General features: G+C 62.4%; 14 protein-coding genes. 4 read left to right on the top strand and 10 right to left on the bottom strand.

The window, feature by feature from the left end; translation table 11 throughout:
• Positions 1-30 precede the first annotated feature (30 nt).
• The 5 genes from PspS04_RS17365 to PspS04_RS17345 form a co-directional block, all read right to left on the bottom strand.
• On the bottom strand, positions 31-1137 hold the full coding sequence (locus PspS04_RS17365) for an SMP-30/gluconolactonase/LRE family protein (RefSeq protein ID WP_159996847.1): 1107 nt from the start codon (positions 1135-1137) through the stop codon (positions 31-33).
• The gene (locus PspS04_RS17360) at positions 1137-2291 is read right to left on the bottom strand and encodes a sterol desaturase/SRPBCC family protein (RefSeq protein ID WP_159996845.1); all 1155 of its coding nucleotides are present in this window, start codon (positions 2289-2291) and stop codon (positions 1137-1139) included. Before PspS04_RS17360 ends, PspS04_RS17365 begins: the two co-directional genes overlap by 1 nt.
• 103 nt (positions 2292-2394) lie before the next feature.
• Complete coding sequence (locus PspS04_RS17355) at positions 2395-3258, bottom strand: LysR family transcriptional regulator (RefSeq protein WP_159996843.1); 864 nt, start codon at positions 3256-3258, stop codon at positions 2395-2397.
• 143 nt (positions 3259-3401) lie between these two features.
• Positions 3402-3716: an SCP2 sterol-binding domain-containing protein gene (locus PspS04_RS17350; protein WP_095171774.1), complete on the bottom strand. Its 315-nt coding sequence runs from the start codon at positions 3714-3716 to the stop codon at positions 3402-3404.
• 51 nt (positions 3717-3767) lie between these two features.
• The gene (locus PspS04_RS17345; protein WP_095171776.1) at positions 3768-4478 is read right to left on the bottom strand and encodes a histidine phosphatase family protein; all 711 of its coding nucleotides are present in this window, start codon (positions 4476-4478) and stop codon (positions 3768-3770) included.
• Positions 4479-4683: 205 nt separating this feature from the next.
• Between PspS04_RS17345 and sohB the strand changes: the two genes are divergently transcribed.
• Positions 4684-5706, top strand: coding sequence for a protease SohB (sohB, locus tag PspS04_RS17340; protein ID WP_095171778.1), 1023 nt, complete (start codon positions 4684-4686; stop codon positions 5704-5706).
• 464 nt (positions 5707-6170) lie between these two features.
• Entirely contained in the window at positions 6171-10118 is a 3948-nt protein-coding gene (locus PspS04_RS17335; RefSeq protein ID WP_159996841.1) for a dermonecrotic toxin domain-containing protein, read from the top strand.
• Positions 10119-10167: 49 nt separating this feature from the next.
• On the opposite strand, the gene PspS04_RS17330 is transcribed toward PspS04_RS17335, so the two are convergent.
• Both PspS04_RS17330 and PspS04_RS17325 read right to left on the bottom strand, forming a co-directional pair.
• The gene (locus tag PspS04_RS17330; RefSeq protein WP_095171782.1) at positions 10168-10662 is read right to left on the bottom strand and encodes a DUF934 domain-containing protein; all 495 of its coding nucleotides are present in this window, start codon (positions 10660-10662) and stop codon (positions 10168-10170) included.
• Positions 10646-12304, bottom strand: coding sequence for a nitrite/sulfite reductase (locus PspS04_RS17325; RefSeq protein WP_159996839.1), 1659 nt, complete (start codon positions 12302-12304; stop codon positions 10646-10648). The genes PspS04_RS17330 and PspS04_RS17325 overlap by 17 nt, the downstream gene beginning before the upstream one ends.
• Before the next feature lie 521 nt (positions 12305-12825).
• Here PspS04_RS17325 and PspS04_RS17320 point away from each other — a divergent pair.
• Positions 12826-13911, top strand: a complete 1086-nt coding sequence (locus tag PspS04_RS17320) for an ABC transporter substrate-binding protein (protein WP_159996837.1) — start codon at positions 12826-12828, stop codon at positions 13909-13911.
• 8 nt (positions 13912-13919) lie between these two features.
• Here PspS04_RS17320 and PspS04_RS17315 read toward each other — a convergent pair whose 3' ends face one another.
• The 3 genes from PspS04_RS17315 to PspS04_RS17305 all read right to left on the bottom strand — a co-directional run bounded on the left by PspS04_RS17315 (position 13920) and on the right by PspS04_RS17305 (position 17705).
• Positions 13920-14138, bottom strand: coding sequence for a DUF2970 domain-containing protein (locus tag PspS04_RS17315; RefSeq protein WP_095171787.1), 219 nt, complete (start codon positions 14136-14138; stop codon positions 13920-13922).
• Between the two features lie 95 nt (positions 14139-14233).
• Positions 14234-16006: an acyl-CoA dehydrogenase C-terminal domain-containing protein gene (locus tag PspS04_RS17310; RefSeq protein ID WP_159996835.1), complete on the bottom strand. Its 1773-nt coding sequence runs from the start codon at positions 16004-16006 to the stop codon at positions 14234-14236.
• 76 nt (positions 16007-16082) lie between these two features.
• Positions 16083-17705: an acyl-CoA synthetase gene (locus PspS04_RS17305; protein WP_095171790.1), complete on the bottom strand. Its 1623-nt coding sequence runs from the start codon at positions 17703-17705 to the stop codon at positions 16083-16085.
• 206 nt (positions 17706-17911) lie between these two features.
• Here PspS04_RS17305 and PspS04_RS17300 point away from each other — a divergent pair, with 206 nt between their 5' ends.
• A complete protein-coding gene (locus PspS04_RS17300) occupies positions 17912-20188 on the top strand; it encodes a PAS domain-containing sensor histidine kinase (protein ID WP_159996833.1) in 2277 nt (758 codons plus the stop codon).
• The last annotated feature ends 3 nt before the right edge of the window (positions 20189-20191 follow it).

Below are 20191 nucleotides of genomic sequence, written 5' to 3'. Positions count from 1 at the left end.
CGGGGGCGCAGCGTCGCCCCCGTGATTTACTCAAGGCAGTGCTGACAACGCCTTGGCCAAAGGCAGTCGCACCATATGACTGGACTTCAGCGAACCGAAATACAGCCAGTCGCCATACTCGCGGACCGTGGTGATGGGTGAGTAGTTGCCACTGCTGGCATCCTGCAGGTTACTGATCACCTTGCCGTCCAGATCCAACCCCAGGGCAAACGCTCGGCGCTCCACCGGCTTGGGCAGGAGCATCATCGCCCTGACGATCATCTTGCGCACGAACGGATACCCGGCCAACCCATCGAGCAGGCTGTTGCGCGGTGCGTACAACGCCACCCAGAAACGCTCCTGGCCGTTGAAGCTGAGGTTGTCCGGCAAGCCCGGCAGGTTGTCGACGAACACTTCGCGGGTGCGTGCCTTGGGGCCGCTCAGCCAGTAGCGGGTGATGCGATAGGCACCGGTTTCGTTAACCAGCACAAAGCTGTCATTGGGCCCCAGCGCCACGCCATTGGCGAACTCCAGGCGGTCCAGCAACTGCTCGGTCTTGCCACTCTGGAAGTCATAGCGCAGCAGACGCCCGTCACCCCCGTGCTCGATGATCGCCTCGCCATCATGGCCGTAGCCCCACCGACTGGAAGCATCGCTGAAATAGGCGAAGTGCCCGGTCCGGTCGATGACCACATCGTCGGTGAAGCCCAGGGGCACGCCGCCGGCCTCGGTGCTCAGGGCGATCAACTGGCCTTGGGTATCGAGGGCCAGCAGGCCCTTGATGGCGTCGGCGATGATCAGCCGGCCATCCGGATGCCGGGCCAGGCCCAGAGGCCGGCCGCCAGTGTCGGTCAGCACCTTGAGGATCTTGCCGTCCAGGCTGCTGCGGATCACCCGGCCGTCATGCAGGCCGCTGATCAGGAAACCGTCTTCCAGCAGCAGGGCTTCGGGCCCCGGGAGGTTGGCCGCGCCGACGTGCTCCACGTCCCTGAGCCGTTGGTTTTCGGCAAACACCCCCGAGACCAGGGACGGGGCCGGTGGCGGCGTCCAGGCCACGGGTTGCACCTGGGTCGGCGCCAGCAGCAGGAACAGCCCGATCAGCACCACGACCACCAACAGCAAACCACTGAGGCTGACGCGCCGGCGCGCGCGGCTCATCAAGCGACGGCTCCGGCGGGCTTGCCCAGCGTGCCCAGCGCGCGGTCGCGCAGGGCCAGCAGCGACACCGCTGACTCGCGGTCGATCCGCCGCTTGAGCAGCAATTGATTGGCCAGGCGCATCCACAGACCGCTGAAGCGGTACTCCAGGGTACGCACAAAACGGCTGCCGTCGCCCTCGCTGCTGCATTCATAGGTCAACAGCAATTCCAGGCCATGATCGCCCTGGGCCCGGGCGCTCCAACGACGCCCCGGCAGGTATTCGTTGACCTCCCAGCTCAGGTGCCCGGCGCGACCACCGGCGTGGATGTCCTCTTCAAAACGTGCCCCGGCATGCAGCGGTCCTTGCGGCCCCTCGACCCGCAGCGAGGAGGGGTGCCACTCCGGCCAGCGGGTGGCGCTGCTGGCGTAGGCGAGCACGGCAATCGGCTCGCGGGCAATGTCGATCTGGTGCTGCAGGCGGGTCATGGGCGTTCTGCTCCAAGGCAGGTGGGCGTGGTTGGGGTGGTCTTCCCAGTACAGCGTGCCAAACAGGTAGTCCATCAGTGGCAACACGATGTTGAAGTTGCGCGCCTGCATCAGCTCGCGCCGATGATGCAGTTCATGCAGGTGGCGCATCTGGCGGATCCACGGCAGGCGGGTGAGGGGATTGCTCGGCGGCAGGTGTTCGCAGGCATGAAACACTTCGTAGGTCAGGTAGCCGAGGATCATGCAGCCGGCGAACAGTCCAGCAACGTTGCCATTGAACTGCGCCAGCAACCACCAGGCGGGCAGGGTGACCAGCAGGCAATGCACCACGATCAGCCAGGCCGGAAACAGAATCACCCGCCAGTCGCGCGCGGTGTCGTAGGCCATTTGGCCGGGGGCGAAAAAACTGTGGTGATCGCCGGCATGACGGGCATAAAACAGGCGGGCAAAGGCATGCTTGTGATGGCCCAGGTGCCGGTGCACGGTATAGACCACCAGGTTGAACAGCAGCAGGGTCAGCGGCACCGCCAACCATTCGAGCACTTGCACCTGCTCCAGCGTGCCCCAGAACAGGCTGATCGCCGTGATCCCGAACACCAGCACAAACCCTGCGTGTAGCCACGGATTGTAGAAGCGGTGGATCTCGGCGCGATATCGGTTGCGAAACGCCTGCGTGGTTTGCCTCACCCTGATCACCTGTTGTCGTTGTTATTGACAGAAGATTAGTCGCGGGCAAATTATCCGGCCAATGGATCTGCGTAATAGCGCTTGATCCAGGTGCTGAATGTCTTCAGAGCAGCGGGTCCCAGCGCTGTGACCAGTCGCTTTCCCGCTGGACCAGTTGGCGCAGTAGCTCGAACGCCTGCTGCAGTACCTGGGAATCACGATCGCGCGAATACACCAGGAACGTCGGGTAGCTGAATTCCGGCGCCTTGGGCACCCGCTCCAGCACCCCGCTGTCCAGATAGGACTGCACCACCCGGGTCCGGAAGTAACCGGCGCCACCGTTCTGCAGAATGTACTGCAACGCCAGCGGCCCGAGGTTGAAACTCAGCACGGCCTTGGCCTTGTCCGGCAGCGCAGAGTCGTGCTGACGGCGAAAGTCGCTGCCCCAGTCGATGTACACATAGGGTTCGGGTTGCGAGGGCAGTCGTACCAGGATCAGCTTTTCCTCGAGCAGTTGCTCGACCTGCAGCCGCGGCCAGTATTCGGGTTGAAACACCAGGGCGGCGTCCAGCACGCCCATTTCCAACTGCCGCAGCAGGGCTTCGCCGTTGCCGATTTCCGTGCGCAGGGCGTAGGCCGGAATGTTGGCGCGAATGTCCCGGGCCCAACTGAGCATCAACGGATTGCACAGGCTGACCTCGCCACCGATGTGCAGCACATTGCGGTAGCCGTCCGGCAGGGGCAAGTCGCGGCGGGCCGCTTCCCAGGTCTGCACCAGCTGATTGGCATACACCACAAAGGCCTCACCGTCGGCCGTCAGACGGGCGCCGGCACGGTTGCGCACGAACAGGGTGGCGGCCAGTTGGCTCTCGAGTTTTTGTACCCGCGCGGTGATCGCGGTCTGGGTGACGTGGAGTTTTTCCGCAGCGGCGGCCAGGCTGCCGCAACGCACGATTTCCAGGAAGGTACGGGCGAGATCGATGTCCATGGGCCGGTCGCTGACGTAAAGGGCCCCGCAGTGTAGAGCAAGCGGGCGCTGAAGGCCCGTCGGGGACCTGAAACGACGAATCCCGCCTTGGCGGCGGGATTCGTCTGCAGCTTGGCCGGGCCTCCACAGGGGAGGCCGCTGGCTTAGGCCGGGAACAGCTCGGACAGTTTCATCGCCAGCATCATGTCGCCTTCAGCGCGCAGTTTGCCGCCCATGAACGCTTGCATGCCATCGGTTTCGCCGCTGACGATGCCTTGCAGGGTTTCGCTGTCCATGACCAGGGTCACTTGGGCGTCCGGGTTCTCGCCTTCTTTCAGTTCGCAGGTGCTGTCTTTGACAACCAGCGAGAAGTTCTTGTCTTCGTCGATACGGAAACCGAACACCAGGTCCAGGCCGGCAGCGGCGGCTGGGTTGAACTTGGCTTGCATTGCTTGTACGGCGTCAGCTACGGAGGTCATGGTTCGATCCTTTTATGGGGTGTTACAGCAAGGGTCACAGTAATCCGGGGTTCATCGGAAAGTGATGAGTTCCGGGGCCTTCAACAGTTGCAGGTGGGCATGACTGTTGAAAGAAGCCAGGGCCACCTCGCGACCACGGAACTTCAAGTGGTTGAGCGAGGTGTTGACGATTTGCCAGTTCAGCTCGAAAGCCTGTTTGGCGGGCATCAGCGTAATCAGGTGGAGCAGGGCGGTAATGGTGCCGCCGGAGGTGAACACGGCGATCTTCTGGGTGTTGTCGGCCTGTTCCAGTATGCGTTGCAGGCCGGCCTGCACCCGTTCGACAAACCCGAGCCAGCTTTCCAGGCCGGGCGGGTCGTAGGTGCCGGCCAGCCAGCGCTCGATGATCAGGGCGAAGATGCGCTGGAACTCGCCGCGGTTGTGCGCCGCGTTGCGCAGGATGTGCAGGGCCTCGGGTTCTTCGGGCAGCAGGTCCGGGAGCAGCGCACGGATCACCGCGTCGGCGTCGAACTCATTGAAGGCCGAGTCGGTCTCCAGGGTCGGCACCGGCAGGCCAACGGCGGCGAACTGCGCCAGCGCGCTGGTGGCGGTGTGTTGCTGGCGGCGCAGGTCGCCGGCCAGGCAGCGATCGAAGCTCAGCCCCAGCTCAGCCAGGTGGCTGCCGAGGATTTCTGCCTGGCGCACCCCGGTCGGCGACAACACGTCGTAGTCGTCTGCACCGAAGGAGGCCTGGCCATGTCGAATCAAGTAGATGCTGCCCACGTCCGCGTCATCCCGGTACGTTGAAGGTTTTGCGAGGTTATGAGGATGCCGGTGAGCTGTCAATGAAAAAACATACGCTTGTTTGAAATGCTCGTTGGAGGCCCCTCGCATCAGGTTTCACGGCTGGCCGCAACGCGGTCGCATGGGTATGCTGGAGCTATCCGCGCCCGCGTATCGAGCGGCGCACCGTCGTTAAGGAGTCCATGTGGAGTTTTTTGCCGAGTACGCAAGTTTTCTGGCTAAAACCGTTACCCTGGTGATCGCCATCCTGGTGGTCCTGGCCAGCTTTGCCGCGCTGCGCAGCAAGGGCCGGCGTAAATCAGCGGGCCAGTTGCAGGTCAGCAAACTCAACGATTTCTACAAGGGGCTGCGCGAGCGCCTGGAGCAGACCTTGCTCGACAAGGACCAGCTCAAGGCCCTGCGCAAATCCGAAGCCAAGTCCGAGAAGAAGCACAAGAAAAAGCCTGAGGCCAAGCCGCGGGTGTTCGTCCTCGACTTCGACGGCGACATCAAGGCCTCGGCCACTGAGAGCCTGCGCCACGAAATCACCGCGCTGCTGTCCCTGGCCACGCCCAAGGACGAAGTGGTCCTGCGCCTGGAAAGCGGCGGTGGCATGGTGCATAGCTACGGGCTGGCCTCCTCGCAACTGGCGCGGATTCGCCAGGCCGGCGTGCCACTGACCGTGTGCATCGACAAGGTCGCCGCCAGCGGCGGCTACATGATGGCGTGCATCGGCGAGAAGATCATCAGCGCGCCCTTTGCCATCCTCGGCTCGATCGGCGTGGTGGCGCAGTTGCCCAACGTCAATCGGTTGCTGAAAAAACACGACATCGACTTTGAAGTGCTGACCGCTGGCGAATACAAACGCACCCTGACGGTGTTTGGTGAAAACACCGAGAAGGGCCGGGAGAAGTTCCAGGAAGACCTGGATGTGACCCATGAACTGTTCAAGAACTTCGTCGCCCGTTATCGCCCGCAACTGGCCATCGATGAAGTGGCCACCGGGGAAGTATGGCTGGGTATCGCCGCGCTGGACAAACAACTGGTGGATGAACTCAAGACCAGCGACGAGTACCTGGCCGAACGCGCCAAGGGTGCCGAGTTGTTCCACCTGCACTATGCCGAGCGCAAGAGTTTGCAGGAGCGGGTCGGGTTGGCTGCCAGTGGTTCGGTGGATCGCCTGTTGTTGACCTGGTGGAGCCGTTTGACGCAACAACGGTTCTGGTGACCCCTCGCGGTCGATCAGCGTTCGCTTTTGGAAGGAATAGCGGCGGTCAAGCATGAACATGCCGGGCTGAGTGAGTTGTTCTTGTAATGTGGCAGGGAACCGAGGCTGTGGAGACCTTGCCCGTTCGACAGTGTCCATCTCGCCCGGTACCTGCTTGAAGCCATTGGACTCCAGGGCTTCAAGCAGATCTTCGAGGCTCCTGAAATGAACACGGTCAATCTACGGCCAGTCCTCGTGCTCAATATAGACAGCCGTGTTCTCGGTCTTGATTGGGGGTATAGGCAATGTTGCCATCGGCATCACACTACACAATGGCAATGTAATTAAGCGTATCCACTGCAGGTGCATTTTTCCGACTTGTACCATTGGCGTTTCGTGAGGTGCTGACGAGCTTTCCTGCGATGGGCAAGTGCTGAGTCCATTTAGGCTGACGCTTCTTCAACCAGCCGCAAAGGAATTGCACAATGATCGAGTCTCAAGAGCCCAAAGCCTCAGACACACACGGTGTCCCAATCACTCCCATGCGCGATGAGTTAAAGGCAGCGGTTGAAAAGGCTTTACCCCTGTCGCCGGAGCAGTTCGCCGGCCAACTCATTCAAACGAAATGGGGAGCAGACATTGCACCCCTGACCACGCAGTTGGTCACGCTCAACTACAACTATCACGGCCATCCTGCACAAAACGGGGTTCAGCAGGGTCGGGTAGCGAACGCCCAAAGCCTGGCTCAGGCGTTACTCTGCAACTACCAAACAGTGGGTGACGGGCGTTTCGGGGAAACCGCGTTCGGCTTGTACACGCCTCCCGATATCGGCCCGCAAGTACGGTTGGTCGACCATGTCGATGAGTTTGCCTATGTGGGTAATGGCAACCATGACACCTACGAAGGCATCTATCGCCACACGGAGCCGCAAACCTATGGTCCCTTGACGCAGCTAAGGCTGCGACCCGCCGATTTCAAGAAGTGGGTATGGGAACTGGAGCTCAAGGACCAATACCGTGAGTATGTGGAGCGGGCCTGGCCCTCGGATGAGGTGATCGTTGCGCCTGGCGCCTGTGCACTGAGGACGTCGGTCAAGGCGGCCTTTGTCATGGCCGCATACCTGCAACGGCAGGAAAACACCCTCACACGGCAGGGGTTCGAACTGGCCTTGCGGGCCGCGGGTTTGGCGCCGGATCAACCGTGGCAGCAACTGGCGATCGAGCCGTTGCAGGCACTCATGCACGTCCCCAGCCCGGTCGAAGTCGCACGATTGGTACTTTATCGTTACACCGCCAGCGATATCTGGAGTTTCCGCCACCGTTCCAGCCCCAGGATCATTCTGTACATCCCGGGCAACTCCTCACCGATCCATGACTTCGTCGATGCCAGGGCCTTGCACCGCTGGATCGTGGAGCAGGGCCAGGATGGGGAGCGAAAGCGGGCGCTGGCGGCTCACTTTGCCGAGGACGACCGCCATGACGGTACCTTTCATGCCGGTGTGTTGACCGCACTGGATGGTATGGCGATATACCCGCGCCAACACCATCTGAAACAGGGCCACGGATTCTTCAACGACGACGGGTACTGGGACCCGGCCGAGTATGTTCATCTTGAAGTGGTGTCTCCAGGCACCGATCCTTTCGCACAGCTAGTCCTGAGCATGAAGCAGGCGGCGAATGCCAGCATTGAAACCATTCGCGATGATGCGCAAGTCAATCGGGATAACCTGAGTGCGGTGGTCGAACCCATTGTGCAATGGATCAACAGGTTCGGACCTTTGGCCCTGTTTGTGCCGGGGGGTGAGGGCTTGTTGGTGTTGGCCGGGATTATCGATGCCGGGTATGGGCTGGACCAGGCAATGAATGGCAAGCAGCCGGATGATTCATCCGCGGGCGTGACCCGCGTGGTGTTTGGTTTGCTCAATGCGCTGCCGCTGCTGGGTGCGGGTGCGGCACTCAAGGGCGAGGGGGCCGTGGAGACGCTGCCAGGGCCGGTGGCCCGGCCTGCGGAGACCCCGGGAGAACCTGTCATCAGGCCCGAGATGCCCGAGGTACAGCCTGTGGAAGCCACACCGTCAGGCACTACCACGCGCCTGGCGTTGATACGCGGTATCGGCGCGCCGGTGGCGTCATTCAGCGATGAGGTACTGCACCAGATCGGCAATGTCAGCGCGGTCGACGACGATATGCTGCGGTTGATGCAGGCGGGGCGCCGTCCGCCGACGCCGCTGTTGGCTGATACCATCAGCCGTTTCAGGATCGATCAGGATCTTCAGCGCGAAACCCTGCAGGCGATCCCCGGGGAACAGGCCGCCACTGCCCTGGCGATGCGCTTTCAGGCGCGATATGACAGCTTCCAGCACTCTGACAATGAATGGGTGAAGCTGTTTCAACGTCAGTACCCGGGCTTGCCTAAAGGCGCCATAGAACAACTGCTCGACCGGTCAGGCGTGGATATTCAGGCGCCGCCGACAGTGGCCGAAAGCCGGCGCCTGCTCCGGCGGCTGGATGGCAAGGCCAGCCAGTATCGGCAACACGTGCGGCTCAATCGTGCCTATGAAGGGCTTTACCTTCAATCCATTCAAAACCCGGAGACTGACGCACTGGCGCTGCACTCTCTGCAAGCGTTGCCCGGATGGCCGAAGTCGCTGCGTATCGAGGTGCACGAGGGGTCAGCGGCGGGACGCCTCCTGGATCAGGTCGGGCCGTTCGCGTCCCATGAATGCAGGTACCTGATCAAAGTGGCTCGCCGATATAGCGGGCACGATGCGCAGGGTGTCTATCGGCCGGACGCCCACGATGTCTATCAGGCTGTTCTCGACCTGCTGTCAGAGTCCGAACGTGATGCGTTGCAGCTGCAACCGCTGGATGCCGCGCGCGGCCTGAGGCGGAAAATCAGCGAGCGGACACTGCCGCGTTCCGAACTCATCACCGGGCTTTCGCGAATGGACTCCGGGCTGCTTTTCGAGGCGCCAGGGCTGCGAGGCGGAGGTTATCCGGCGACCTCGCAGGGGGCGGCGTTGACTCGGGATATCGAGATCGTTCACGTCAGGTCGATTTACACCGGTTTTACTCCGGCGCAGGCCGCTGAGTTTCTGCAGAACCTGGGCGCCGGGGCGATGGAGCAACTGGCACGGCTGGAAATACAACTGAGCCAACTCGATCTCGATTTACGCCAATGGGTCGACCAGGTCCTGCAGGAAGTCGACGAAATGGCTATCGATTTTCTGGTCGAGGGCGAAGAGGCGGCGCAGGGGATGGATGCGGCCCAGATTGAGGAGGAGAACCTGGAGCGTGTCGAAGAGGTGCTTTACCTTGAGCAAGAGGCGCGGATTGAGCTGGTGTCCGACTTGATGAGCTTCTGGCAAAAACGCGGGCATGTCGACACTCATGTCTATTCGGGCGCGCAACTGCTGGGCTACAAACTGGACCTGGACTTCGAGTACTTTCATTCACTGCCGTTTCTGACGGCAAAGTTCAATGACGTCGTCGAGTTGTCCATGAAAGGTTTCCAGCTGGCGCGACCAGAGGGGCTGGAAGGTTTCCTGGGGTGCTTTCCCAATCTGCGCACCTTGAACATGGAGAGCGTCGACCTGCGACAGGTCAATCCCCACGGTGTAGTTGAGGTGCGCTTGCCGCCTGCGATTACTCGCATGCCCCACCTCACCACACTGAACCTCAAGTCGACCTGGCTGGAACTGACCGAGCAATCGGCGGGGCAGTTGTCTCAGTTGGTGCGTTTGCAGGTGCTGGACTTGAGCGATAATCCGCTGGGCGTCCCGCCGCTGGTGTTTGGCATGACGGATTTACGCAGGTTGAGCCTCGGCGGTACCGGCATTACCCATTGTCCCGTTGGTATTCCTGAACAACCCTCCATGGAATTGCTGGACCTCAGTAACAACCGGATTTCCCGGTTTCCCCCTGCCGTCCTGGTCCAGGCCGTGGCCAGGGACCGGGTCCGCCTGTGGGGCAATCCACTGACGGACGAGGACAGCCTGCGGCGCATCATTACCCATCGAGAACACACCGGCCTGAATCTTTGGTTGAGCGCCCCCGACCTGAGTGTCACGCAACCGGCGGTGTGGTTGCAGCGCCTGCCTGAGGCCCATGTCGAGCTGAAGCGTTTGCTATGGCTGCGGCTGGTCGCCAAGCCCCGGGGAGCGCGTTTTTTGCGAACGATAGAGGGCCTGAGCCGCACCGCTGATTTTCGGGTGGCCTATTCAGTGATCCAGGCGAGAGTCTGGCATTTGTTGAGTGAGGCCGATGCCTCGGAGGAGTTGTGGGGGGTGTTGAGCAGGGATGTCGCGCTGTCGACGCTGGATGCCGAGAACCCCTTCGCCAGTTTCACGCGGCTGGAGAACAAGGTCAGGTTGTACAGGGACTGGGTCCACACCGGCAGGCCGATTCCGATCGAGGATCTGTTGGGAGGCTGATGACGACAGCAAGCCTTGAACCCCGGGCGGGGTTCAAGGCCTTGGCCCGTTAGCGGCGACGGAACAGCGGCAGCGGTTCGTCAGTGGCGGCCTGGTAGGTCACCGAGAAGTCCTTGAGGCTTTCCAGCGCTTCGTACGGGTCTTTGTCGGCACGCAAGGCGTAGGCGTCAAACCCGCAGCGGCGCAGGTAGAACAACTGGTCGCGCAGGATGTCGCCAATCGCCCGCAGCTCGCCTTTGAAGCCGTAGCGGTCGCGCAGCAAACGGGCGTTGGAGTAGTTGCGGCCGTCGGTGAACGCCGGGAAATTGAGGGCGATGACCTGGAATTTATCCACGTCGTCACCGATTTCCTCGGCTTCTTCATCGGCGTCCAGCCACACGCCCAGGCCGCCATCACGGGCCAGGAGCATGCGCCCGTGTTCGCGCCACAGTTGCAACGGCACGATGTAGTCGTCGCAGTTGCTGATCTCATCGATGTTGAAATCCTTGGGCAGCAAGTGCCAGGTTTCGTCGATGACCTCGTTGTTCTTAATGATTCGCTGCATAGACGCGTTCCTTGAAGAGGTCGATGCCGATACGTTGATAGGTGTCGATGAAGCGCTCGTCTTCGGTACGTTGTTCCACGTACACATCGATCAGCTTCGAGATCACGTCCGGCATGGCGTCCTGGGCGAAGGACGGGCCGAGGATCTTGCCCAGGCTGGCGTCGCGGCTGGCGCTGCCACCCAGGGACACCTGGTAGAACTCTTCACCTTTCTTGTCCACCCCGAGGATGCCGATGTGGCCGACGTGGTGGTGACCACAGGCGTTCATGCAGCCGGAGATGTTCAGGTCCAGTTCACCGATGTCGAACAGGTAGTCCAGGTCATCGAAGCGACGCTGGATCGATTCGGCAATCGGGATCGACTTGGCATTGGCCAGGGAGCAGAAGTCACCCCCCGGGCAGCAGATGATGTCAGTCAGCAGGCCGATGTTCGGCGTGGCAAATCCTTGCTCGCGCAACTCGCCCCACAGGGTGAACAATTGGCTCTGCTCGACGTCGGCGAGAATGATGTTCTGCTCGTGGGAGGTGCGCAGTTGACCAAAGCTGAAGCGATCGGCCAGGTCGGCCACTGCGTCCAGCTGTTTGTCGGTCAGGTCGCCCGGGGCAACGCCGGTAGGCTTGAGCGACAGGGTCACGGCAACATAACCCGGCTTCTTGTGGGCCAGGGTGTTGCGGGTGCGCCAGCGAGCGAAGCCTGGGTGTTGCTGGTCGAGTGCGGCCAGTTCGGCGCTCTGGTTGTCCAGGGCCTTGTAGTCCGGGTCGACGAAATGCTTGGCGACACGCTGCACTTCGGCTTCGGTCAGGGTGGTCTGGCCACCGCGCAGGTGCTCCATTTCCGCGTCGACTTTCTGGGCGAAGACTTCCGGCGTCAGGGCCTTGACCAGAATCTTGATCCGCGCCTTGTACTTGTTGTCGCGACGGCCATAGCGGTTGTACACACGCAGGATGGCGTCGAGGTAGCTCAACAGGTCTTGCCACGGCAGGAATTCATTGATGAACGCACCCACCACTGGCGTACGCCCGAGGCCGCCGCCAACCAGCACGCGGAAACCCAGTTCGCCTGCGGCGTTGTGCACCGGCTCCAGGCCAATGTCATGGACTTCGATGGCGGCGCGGTCGGAAGTCGAACCGTTGATCGCAATCTTGAACTTGCGCGGCAGGTAGGCGAATTCCGGGTGGAAGGTGGTCCACTGGCGGACGATCTCGCACCACGGGCGCGGATCGATCAACTCGTCGGAGGCCACGCCGGCAAACTGGTCGGTGGTGACGTTGCGCAGGCAGTTGCCGCTGGTCTGGATGGCGTGCATCTGCACGGTGGCCAGCTCAGCCAGGATGTCTGGAATGTCTTCCAGTGCCGGCCAGTTGAACTGCACGTTCTGCCGGGTACTGATGTGGGCATAACCCTTGTCGTAGTCGCGAGCGATCTTGGCCATCATTCGCGTCTGCCGCGAAGTCAGTTGGCCATAAGGCACGGCAACCCGCAGCATCGGGGCGAAGCGCTGGATATAAAGGCCATTTTGCAGGCGCAGGGGGCGGAATTCTTCTTCGCTCAGCTCGCCTGCCAGATAGCGTCGGGTCTGATCACGGAACTGCTTGACGCGGTCCTCGATGATCCGCTGATCGTACTCGTCGTATACGTACATATAAGTCCTGTTCTCAGGCTTGGGCCCCTCGAAAATCGCGGCGTTTCTCGCTCGCTGAGTTCCGAAAATGCCTTGGCAATTCTGCGCGCACGGCCGCGCACTCCCCACGGAGCCGGGGCAAGATACCAGTTTGCGTTTATGCGCAAAAGTGATGTTTGAGTATATGGAAAGAACCAAATCGACTAATGAGACTGATTATTGTCTTACCCTTATTTGTCGTATGGGCAATCCTCGACTTAACTGTGATCGAGTCTTCATGCAATCACCGATAAAACCGACAAGAGGCGATGCAATGAGCAATCCGACCAAAGCAGGCAAAAGCGATAGCAGCGTCGATGCGTGGGCGATTCTGTTCCTGATCATCCTGGTAGTGGGCACTGCCGTGTACTGGGTCAGCCATCAGTAAACCCGCGTGGCCGGGCCCTGATCCGCTGATTGTCGGACGACACGTTAATTAACCGCAATGTGCCAGCCAGTGGCCGGCTATAATGCGCGGCTAATTTTCGGGGCTCGGTTGTTTAATGTTCAGGTTCGTGTGGGGGATTTTACTGACGCTTTGCGCGGTCTTCGGACCCGGCGCGCAAGCGGCGTCGGTGGTATTCCTCAATCCGGGAACCACCATGGAAGTGTTCTGGGTCAGCTACAGCCAATTCATGCAGGCGGCCGCTCGCGACCTGGGCATGGACCTGCAGGTCCGTTATTCCGAGCGCGTGGCGCAATCCACCATCGAGCAGGCACGCGAAGTGCTGCTGGGCCCCAACCGCCCGGATTACCTGGTGTTCGTCAACGAACAGTATGTCGCCCCAGAAATCCTGCGCCTGTCCCAGGGCAGCGGGGTCAAGCTGTTCATGGTCAACAATGCCCTGACCGCCGACCAACTGGCGTTGCTCGGTGACGCGCGGGAAAAATACCCCGACTGGCTCGGTAGCCTGGTGCCCAACGACGAGGAGGGCGGCTACCTGATGCTCAAGGAACTGATCCGCCAACATCCGCCCGTCGCCCCCGGCCAGAAGCTGGAGTTGCTGGCGTTTTCCGGGCTGAAGATCACCCCGTCCGCGCAGTTGCGCGAGAAAGGCATGCAACGTGCGCTGCGTGAGCATCCCGAGGTGCAATTGCGACAGATGGTCTATGGCGCCTGGAAGCGCGAGCGCGCCCATGAGCAGGCGGCACAACTGTTCAAGCGTTACCCTGGGGTATCGCTGGTCTGGGCCGCCAATGACGAGATGGCCTTCGGCGCCATGCAGGCTTACGAGGAGATCGGTGGGCAACCGGGCAAGGGCGTCTTGTTCAGCGCGGTGAATACCTCGCCGGCGGCGTTGCAGGCGTTGCTGGACGGGCGTTTGAGCGTGTTGGTAGGCGGCCATTTCAGCCTCGGCGGCTGGGCCCTGGTGCAGTTGCATGACTATGACCAGGGCGTGGCCGTCGAACAGTACGGCGGGCGCGACCGGCAAATACCACTGTTGCAACTGATCGACCGCAACCAGGCCCGGCGCATGCTGGCGCTGCGCGACAGCCAGGGCTACGGAGTGAATTTCCGCAGCCTGTCGGCCAAGGGCCGTCCAACCAGTTACCGCTATCCGTTCAGCCTGCAGACCCTGATGCGCTGAGCCGCCCGCTAGACCCCGGCCAGATGCACCACCAGCTTGACGATGGCAAACAGGGTCAGGGCAAACACCGCCGTGAATATGATCCCCAGCAGCACAAAATGACTCGGCTTGCCGTGGGTAAAGTCGCGGGCGCGGTTCTTCCCGCTTTGTACGCCAAAGGCCGCCGCCATCACGCTGTGGAGCATCTGCCAGAAGCTGGGGGGCTTGTTGTCGATTGGATCGTCCATAAATCCCTCGTCACCGGTGGGTGTCAGCCAAGCATAGTCAAACTTCCCGAGGGCGGGGCACCCATTGCCCCGCCCTCGGGAGGGCGGAAGGGGCCTCAGAACTGTTCGGCGCTGAGGTCGAACAACGGCTGGCTGCCAGCACGAATCGCTTGCTCCAGGCCCAACACCCGTGGCAGCAGGCGCTGCATGTAGAACTTGGCGGTGGCCAGTTTTGCGCCGTAGAACCCGGGGTCGTCCTGCAGCTTGTGTTTCGCCACCTGGGCCATGCGTGCCCAGAGCCAGGCGTAGGCGACATAGCCGAACAGGTGCAGGTACTCCACCGAGGCCGCGCCGATTTCGTTGCGATTGTTCGCGGCCTGGTCTTCCAGCCAGTCGCTGAGGTCTTCCAGGCGTTGCACCGCCTCGATCAATTGCGTGCGGTAGGGCGCATCCGGTTGTTGGGCGAACTGGTGGATTTCCCCGGTGAACAGGCGCAACGTCACGCCGCCGTCAGCCAGCACCTTGCGCCCCAGCAGGTCCAGGGCCTGGATGCCATTGGTGCCTTCGTAGATCTGCGCGATGCGCACGTCTCGCACCAGTTGCTCCTGGCCCCACTCCCGGATGTAGCCATGGCCGCCGAACACTTGCTGGCCGTGGATGCAGCTTTCCAGGCCGGTGTCGGTGAAGAACGCCTTGGCCACTGGCGTCAGCAGGGCCACCAGGGCCTGGGCGCGGTCCTGCTCGGCAGGGTCGGGGGAGAACTTCGCCAGGTCCAGCTGTTGCCCGACGTAACTGGCGAACGCCCGGCCGCCCTCGGTCATGGCCTTGATGCTCAGCAGCATGCGCCGCACATCGGGGTGGACGATGATCGGATCGGCGACCTGCGCCGGAGCACTGGCCCCGTTGGCTGCCCGACCCTGCAGGCGGTCACGGGCGTAGGCCACGGCGTTCTGGTACGAGGCTGCGGCGCAGCCGATGCCCTGGATGCCGACGGACAGGCGCTCGTAGTTCATCATGGTGAACATCGCCGCCAACCCCTTGTTGGCTTCGCCCACCAGCCAGGCGCTGGCGCCGTCGAAGTTGATCACGCAGGTGGCCGAGGCCTTGATACCCATCTTGTGTTCGATCGAACCACAGCTCACCGCGTTGGCCGCGCCGAGGGAACCGTCCGGGTTGACCAGCACCTTGGGCACCACAAACAGCGAGAGACCCTTGGGACCGGGCGGCGCATCCGGCAGCTTGGCCAGGACCAGGTGGATGATGTTTTCGGTCAGGTCCTGGTCGCCTCCGGTGATGAAGATCTTGCTGCCGCTGATCCGATAGCTGCCATCGGCCTGGGGTTCGGCGCGGCTGCGGACAATCCCCAGGTCGGTGCCGGCATGGGCTTCGGTCAGGCACATGGAGCCGGCCCAGCGGCCTTCATACATGGGTGGCAGGTAGAGGCGTTTGAGGGCGTCGCTGGCGTGGGCGTCCAGGGCCAGGCAGGCTCCGGAACTCAGGGCGCTGTACAGGGCGAAGCTTGAGTTGGCAGCGTAGAGCATTTCCTCGAACTGCACGGCGAGCATCTTGGGCATGCCCATGCCGCCGAAGTCGGGATTGCCGGACAGGCCGACCCAGCCGCCTTCGATGTAGGTGGCATAGGCCTGCTGGAAACCCTCGGGAGTGCTGACCAGGCCCTCGTGCCACTGGGCACCCTGTTCGTCGCCACTGCGATTCAATGGGGCGATCAGTTGGCCGGTGACTTTGGCGGCCTCCTCGAGAATGGCATCGGCGGTGGCGGCGTCGACCGTCTCGGCCAAAGCCGGCAGGCGCGCCCACAAGGCCTGGGCGTCGAACACTTCATGCAGGACAAAGCGCATGTCGCGCAACGGGGCGTTGAATTCGGGCATTACGTGAACCTCAATGGGACTGTGGGCACGGCGAGGTCTACACCCCGCCGCCGGACGGTTGGACCACACGCCTGGTTTACAGGGCCTGGGCCCGCTCGCGCAGGAGGTACTTCTGGATCTTGCCGGTGGAGGTCTTCGGCAGCAGGGTGAAGACCACGCTGCGCGGCACCTTGAAACCGGCCAGGTGGTCGCGGCAGAAAGCGATGATGTCGGCCTCGCTGACGTCCTGGTGATCGGCCTTCAGGGTGATAAAGGCGCAGGGGGTTTCTCCCCACTTCTCATCGGGACGGGCGACCACCGCCGCTTCCAGCACGCCGGGGTGGCGATACAACACACCTTCGAGTTCGATGGTGGAAATGTTCTCGCCGCCGGAAATGATGATGTCCTTGAGCCGGTCCTTGATCTCGATGTAGCCGTCCGGATGACACACCGCCAGGTCGCCAGTGTGGAACCAGCCGCCCGCGAACGCCTCGGCGGTGGCGGTAGGGTTCTTCAGGTAGCCCTTCATCACCGTGTTGCCGCGCATGAAGACTTCGCCGATGGTCTGGCCGTCGCGCGGGGTGGGCGCCAGGGTCCGCGAGTCGCCGACCATCACGCCCTCCAGCGTCGGGTAACGCACCCCCTGGCGGGACTTGATCTGGGCCCGTTCATCCAGGGCCAGTTCGTCCCATTCGGCGTGCCAGGCGCACAGCGTCACCGGGCCATAGGTTTCGGTCAGGCCATAGACATGGGTGACCTTGATGCCCATTTCTTCCACGGCGCCAATCACCTTGGCCGGCGGTGCGGCACCCGCGACCATGGCGTTGACCGGGTGATCGATGGCCGCCTTCGCCGACTCGGGCATGTTGACCAGCGCGTTGAGCACGATGGGCGCGCCGCACAGGTGCGTGACCTGGTGCTCGCGGATCAGGTTGAGGATGCGCTGCGGATCGACCCGGCGCAGGAACACGTGCACGCCGGCCAGCGCGGTGATGGTCCAGGGATAGCACCAACCGTTGCAATGGAACATCGGCAGGGTCCAGAGGTACACCGGGTGGTTGCCGATGGACCAGGTCATCTGGTTGCCCAGGGAGTTCAGGTAAGCCCCTCGATGGTGGTACACCACGCCCTTGGGATTGCCGGTGGTGCCGGAGGTGTAGTTCAGCGAAATGGCCTGCCATTCGTCCGCCGGCCACTGCCAGGCAAAGTCCGGGTCGCCTTCGGCCAGCAGCGCTTCATAGTCCAGCTCGCTGACAGCCTCGCCTTCGCCGTACTCCGGATCGTTGACATCGATCACCAGCGGCGGATGATCGAGCATGCCCAGCGCCGCGTGGATCACCCCGTGGAATTCACGGTCGGTGATCAGTACACGGGCTTCGCCATGCTGGAGCATGAAGGCGATGGCTTCGGCATCCAGGCGCACGTTGAGCGGGTTGAGCACGGCGCCAATCATCGGCACGCCGAAATGCACTTCGAGCATCTCGGGAATGTTCGGCAGCATCACCGCCACCGTATCGCCCTGGCCTATTCCGCGCCCGGCCAGAGCCGAAGCCAGGCAGCGGCAACGATCGTAGGTCTGCTTCCAGGTACGGCGCAGCGAGCCGTGGATCACAGCGGGGTAGTGGGGGTAGATGCTGGCAGTGCGCTCGATGAAACTCAGGGGCGACAAGGCGATGTGATTGACCGGGACAGGGCTGAGCCCTTGTTCATAAATCGACATGACGGATTCTCGGTGGCTGATTGTTAGCTCTACGGACGACCCTGGGCGCGGTGGCCGGGATCGTCTCTTGGGTCCGGTAGACTTTATATAACATTCATCGATATATATGGAAGTTAAACCTAAGCACTATAGTATATATACTATATTTGTTTCATCCAAAGCCATGGCCGGTATATGCTGGGTGCCCCGGATGAAGTAGACCTGCAATGACCCACGTTCCCGTTCGATTGCACAGCTGGTTGCGCCTGCAGCGCGAAGGCGTGCCCCTGGCAACGCGGGCCGACGCCTTGTGCCGTGCATTGCAGGACTGCCCCGAAGTGCGCCGGGCGTTTTATTTGCGCTGGCAACCGCAGGCGCGCCTTTATAGCCATGCCGGTGCTGCCCGGCATTTTCCGCCGGGGCAGGGCGATCCGGCGCTGGCCAGCGATCAGCGATTGCTCGATCAACTGCAGCAAGTGGGGCGCCTGGACCTGGCCCAGGTGCGCCAGCTCGATTGCTGGCTGGCCGGACGCCTGCGCCGGGCCGCCATTCGCCATGGTCAGGTGTTCGAGCTGGCTTTGCAGGCCGGGCAGCCGGGGCTGTTGCTGATTGAAGTGTGCGAGGGTGTCAGCCTCGATTGGCTGGGCTGGGTCCATGACCTGTTGACGACCCTGCTGCACAGCGCCAATGGCACGCTGCGCGCGTCACCGCTGTTGGGTCACGATCCGCAACCGAGCCTGCTGCTCGATGCCCAGGGCCGGACGCTGGAATGCAACGCCGCGCTGTTGGCCTTGCTCGGGGACAAGCCGCTGGCTGAGGTGCCGGGTTTGTTGCCAGTCAATCATCGCGAACTGGTGCGCGCTTGCCTTGAGCAGCAACGCGCCATCGACGGGGTCGAGGCCCAGTGCCAGGCACAGATCCTGATCTGGACTTTTATCCCCGACCCACAGGATGAGCGGGTGCTCGCCCGTTGTCGCGACGCCACCACCCAGGTGCTGGCCGCACGCGAAGCGGCCACGGCCCGTCGGCTTTATCGCTTGATCATCGAGAACACCACCGACCTGATATCCCGGCACACCCCGGACGGGCGCTTTCTCGACGCCTCGCCGGCGTCCTGGACCCTGCTGGGCTACTGGCCGGAGCAATTGCGTGGGCGTCTGGCCCGCAGCCTGTTCCATGAACATGACCTGCACAGCCTGGTGCAGCGGGCGCGGGATGCGCTGGAGCAAGACGGTTATCACACCATGACTTACCGCATCCGCCACTGTGACGGCCATTACCTGTGGTTCGAAACCGCGAGCCGGGCGATCCGTGAAACCTACACCGGGGCGGTGGTCGAGGTGGTCAGCGTGTCCCGGGACATCACCGCCCGGGTGCAGGCCGAGGAGAACAAGCGGCGCCTGGCCGAGGTGGTCGAGGTCAATACCGATCCGGTGTTGTTCATCGACCCGCAGGGCCAGGTGACCTACCTCAATCCGGCGGCCCGGCGCCTGCTCAGGATCGCCGAAGGACAACCGTTGCCGGAGCTGGCCGCGCTGTTTGCCAGTGACGACCTGGCGCGATTGCAGCGTGACGGCTGGAGCAGCGCTGAGCGCGATGGCGTGTGGAGCGGCGACGCGCGCCTGCAACCCTTGGCTGGCGCCAGTTCGGTGCCAGTGTCGCTGGTGCTGCTGGCCCACCGTTCGGCCGGGGGCGAGCGTTACTACTCGCTGGTGGCGCGGGACATGACCGAACGGGAATTGCGCGAAGCCCAGCAGCGTCGCCATCAGGACGAACTGGCGCACACTGCGCGGGTGGTGACGCTGGGCGAACTGGCCTCCGGGATTGCCCACGAGATCAATCAACCGCTGGCGGCGGTGGTCAATTATGCCAATGCCAGCCAGCGCTATTTGCAGAGCCTGGAGAGCAATCCGCAGGCCGCGGAAAAAGTCGCCCAGGGCCTGCAACGCATCACCCATCACGCCACCCACGCCTCGCAGGTGATCAGCCGCCTGCGGGCATTCCTGCGCAAGGGTCAGCGGCGCATGCAGGCCCTGGATTTTGCCGAGGTGGCCCGTGGCGCCGTGCGTTTGTGCGCCTGGGAAGCGAGCAATTGGCAAGTGACAATCGAGGATCGCCTGCCGGATAATCTGCCGCCCGTGTATGCCGACCGGGTGTTGCTCGAACAGGTGTTGCTCAATCTGTTGCGCAATGCCATCGATGCCAACCGCGAGCGCCATCCCAGCCAGCCTTCGCTGATCCTGATGGCGGCGCAGCAGGGTAGCGCGGGCAACGTCGAGATCACGGTGCATGACCAGGGGCCGGGTGTCAGCGAGTCGCAACTGGCGCAGATGTTCACTCCGTTCTACACCAGCAAGGCCGACGGGCTGGGCCTCGGCCTGTCCATGAGTCGCAGCATCATCGAAGGTTTTGGTGGCGAGCTTGAGGCTCGGCGCCAGGCCGTCGGCTTGCTGATGAGCTGCCGCTTGCCGCTGGCCGGCCCAACCAGACAACCTCAGGAATAACGT

Origin of the sequence: Pseudomonas sp. S04, from assembly GCF_009834545.1 — a bacterium.
In the GTDB taxonomy this organism is placed as follows: domain Bacteria; phylum Pseudomonadota; class Gammaproteobacteria; order Pseudomonadales; family Pseudomonadaceae; genus Aquipseudomonas.
Note: the sequence above shows the minus strand (reverse complement) of the source record. Positions and strands in the feature narration are given on the sequence as shown.

Coding starts and splice junctions, on each gene's coding strand:
- PspS04_RS17320 (WP_159996837.1), top strand. CDS start 12,826: ATGTTCAGGTTCGTGTGGGGGATTTTACTGACGCTTTGCGCGGTCTTC.
- PspS04_RS17315 (WP_095171787.1), bottom strand. CDS start 14,138: ATGGACGATCCAATCGACAACAAGCCCCCCAGCTTCTGGCAGATGCTC.
- PspS04_RS17305 (WP_095171790.1), bottom strand. CDS start 17,705: ATGTCGATTTATGAACAAGGGCTCAGCCCTGTCCCGGTCAATCACATC.
- PspS04_RS17365 (WP_159996847.1), bottom strand. CDS start 1,137: ATGAGCCGCGCGCGCCGGCGCGTCAGCCTCAGTGGTTTGCTGTTGGTG.
- PspS04_RS17300 (WP_159996833.1), top strand. CDS start 17,912: ATGACCCACGTTCCCGTTCGATTGCACAGCTGGTTGCGCCTGCAGCGC.
- PspS04_RS17330 (WP_095171782.1), bottom strand. CDS start 10,662: ATGCAGCGAATCATTAAGAACAACGAGGTCATCGACGAAACCTGGCAC.
- PspS04_RS17325 (WP_159996839.1), bottom strand. CDS start 12,304: ATGTACGTATACGACGAGTACGATCAGCGGATCATCGAGGACCGCGTC.
- PspS04_RS17350 (WP_095171774.1), bottom strand. CDS start 3,716: ATGACCTCCGTAGCTGACGCCGTACAAGCAATGCAAGCCAAGTTCAAC.
- PspS04_RS17310 (WP_159996835.1), bottom strand. CDS start 16,006: ATGCCCGAATTCAACGCCCCGTTGCGCGACATGCGCTTTGTCCTGCAT.
- PspS04_RS17355 (WP_159996843.1), bottom strand. CDS start 3,258: ATGGACATCGATCTCGCCCGTACCTTCCTGGAAATCGTGCGTTGCGGC.
- PspS04_RS17335 (WP_159996841.1), top strand. CDS start 6,171: ATGATCGAGTCTCAAGAGCCCAAAGCCTCAGACACACACGGTGTCCCA.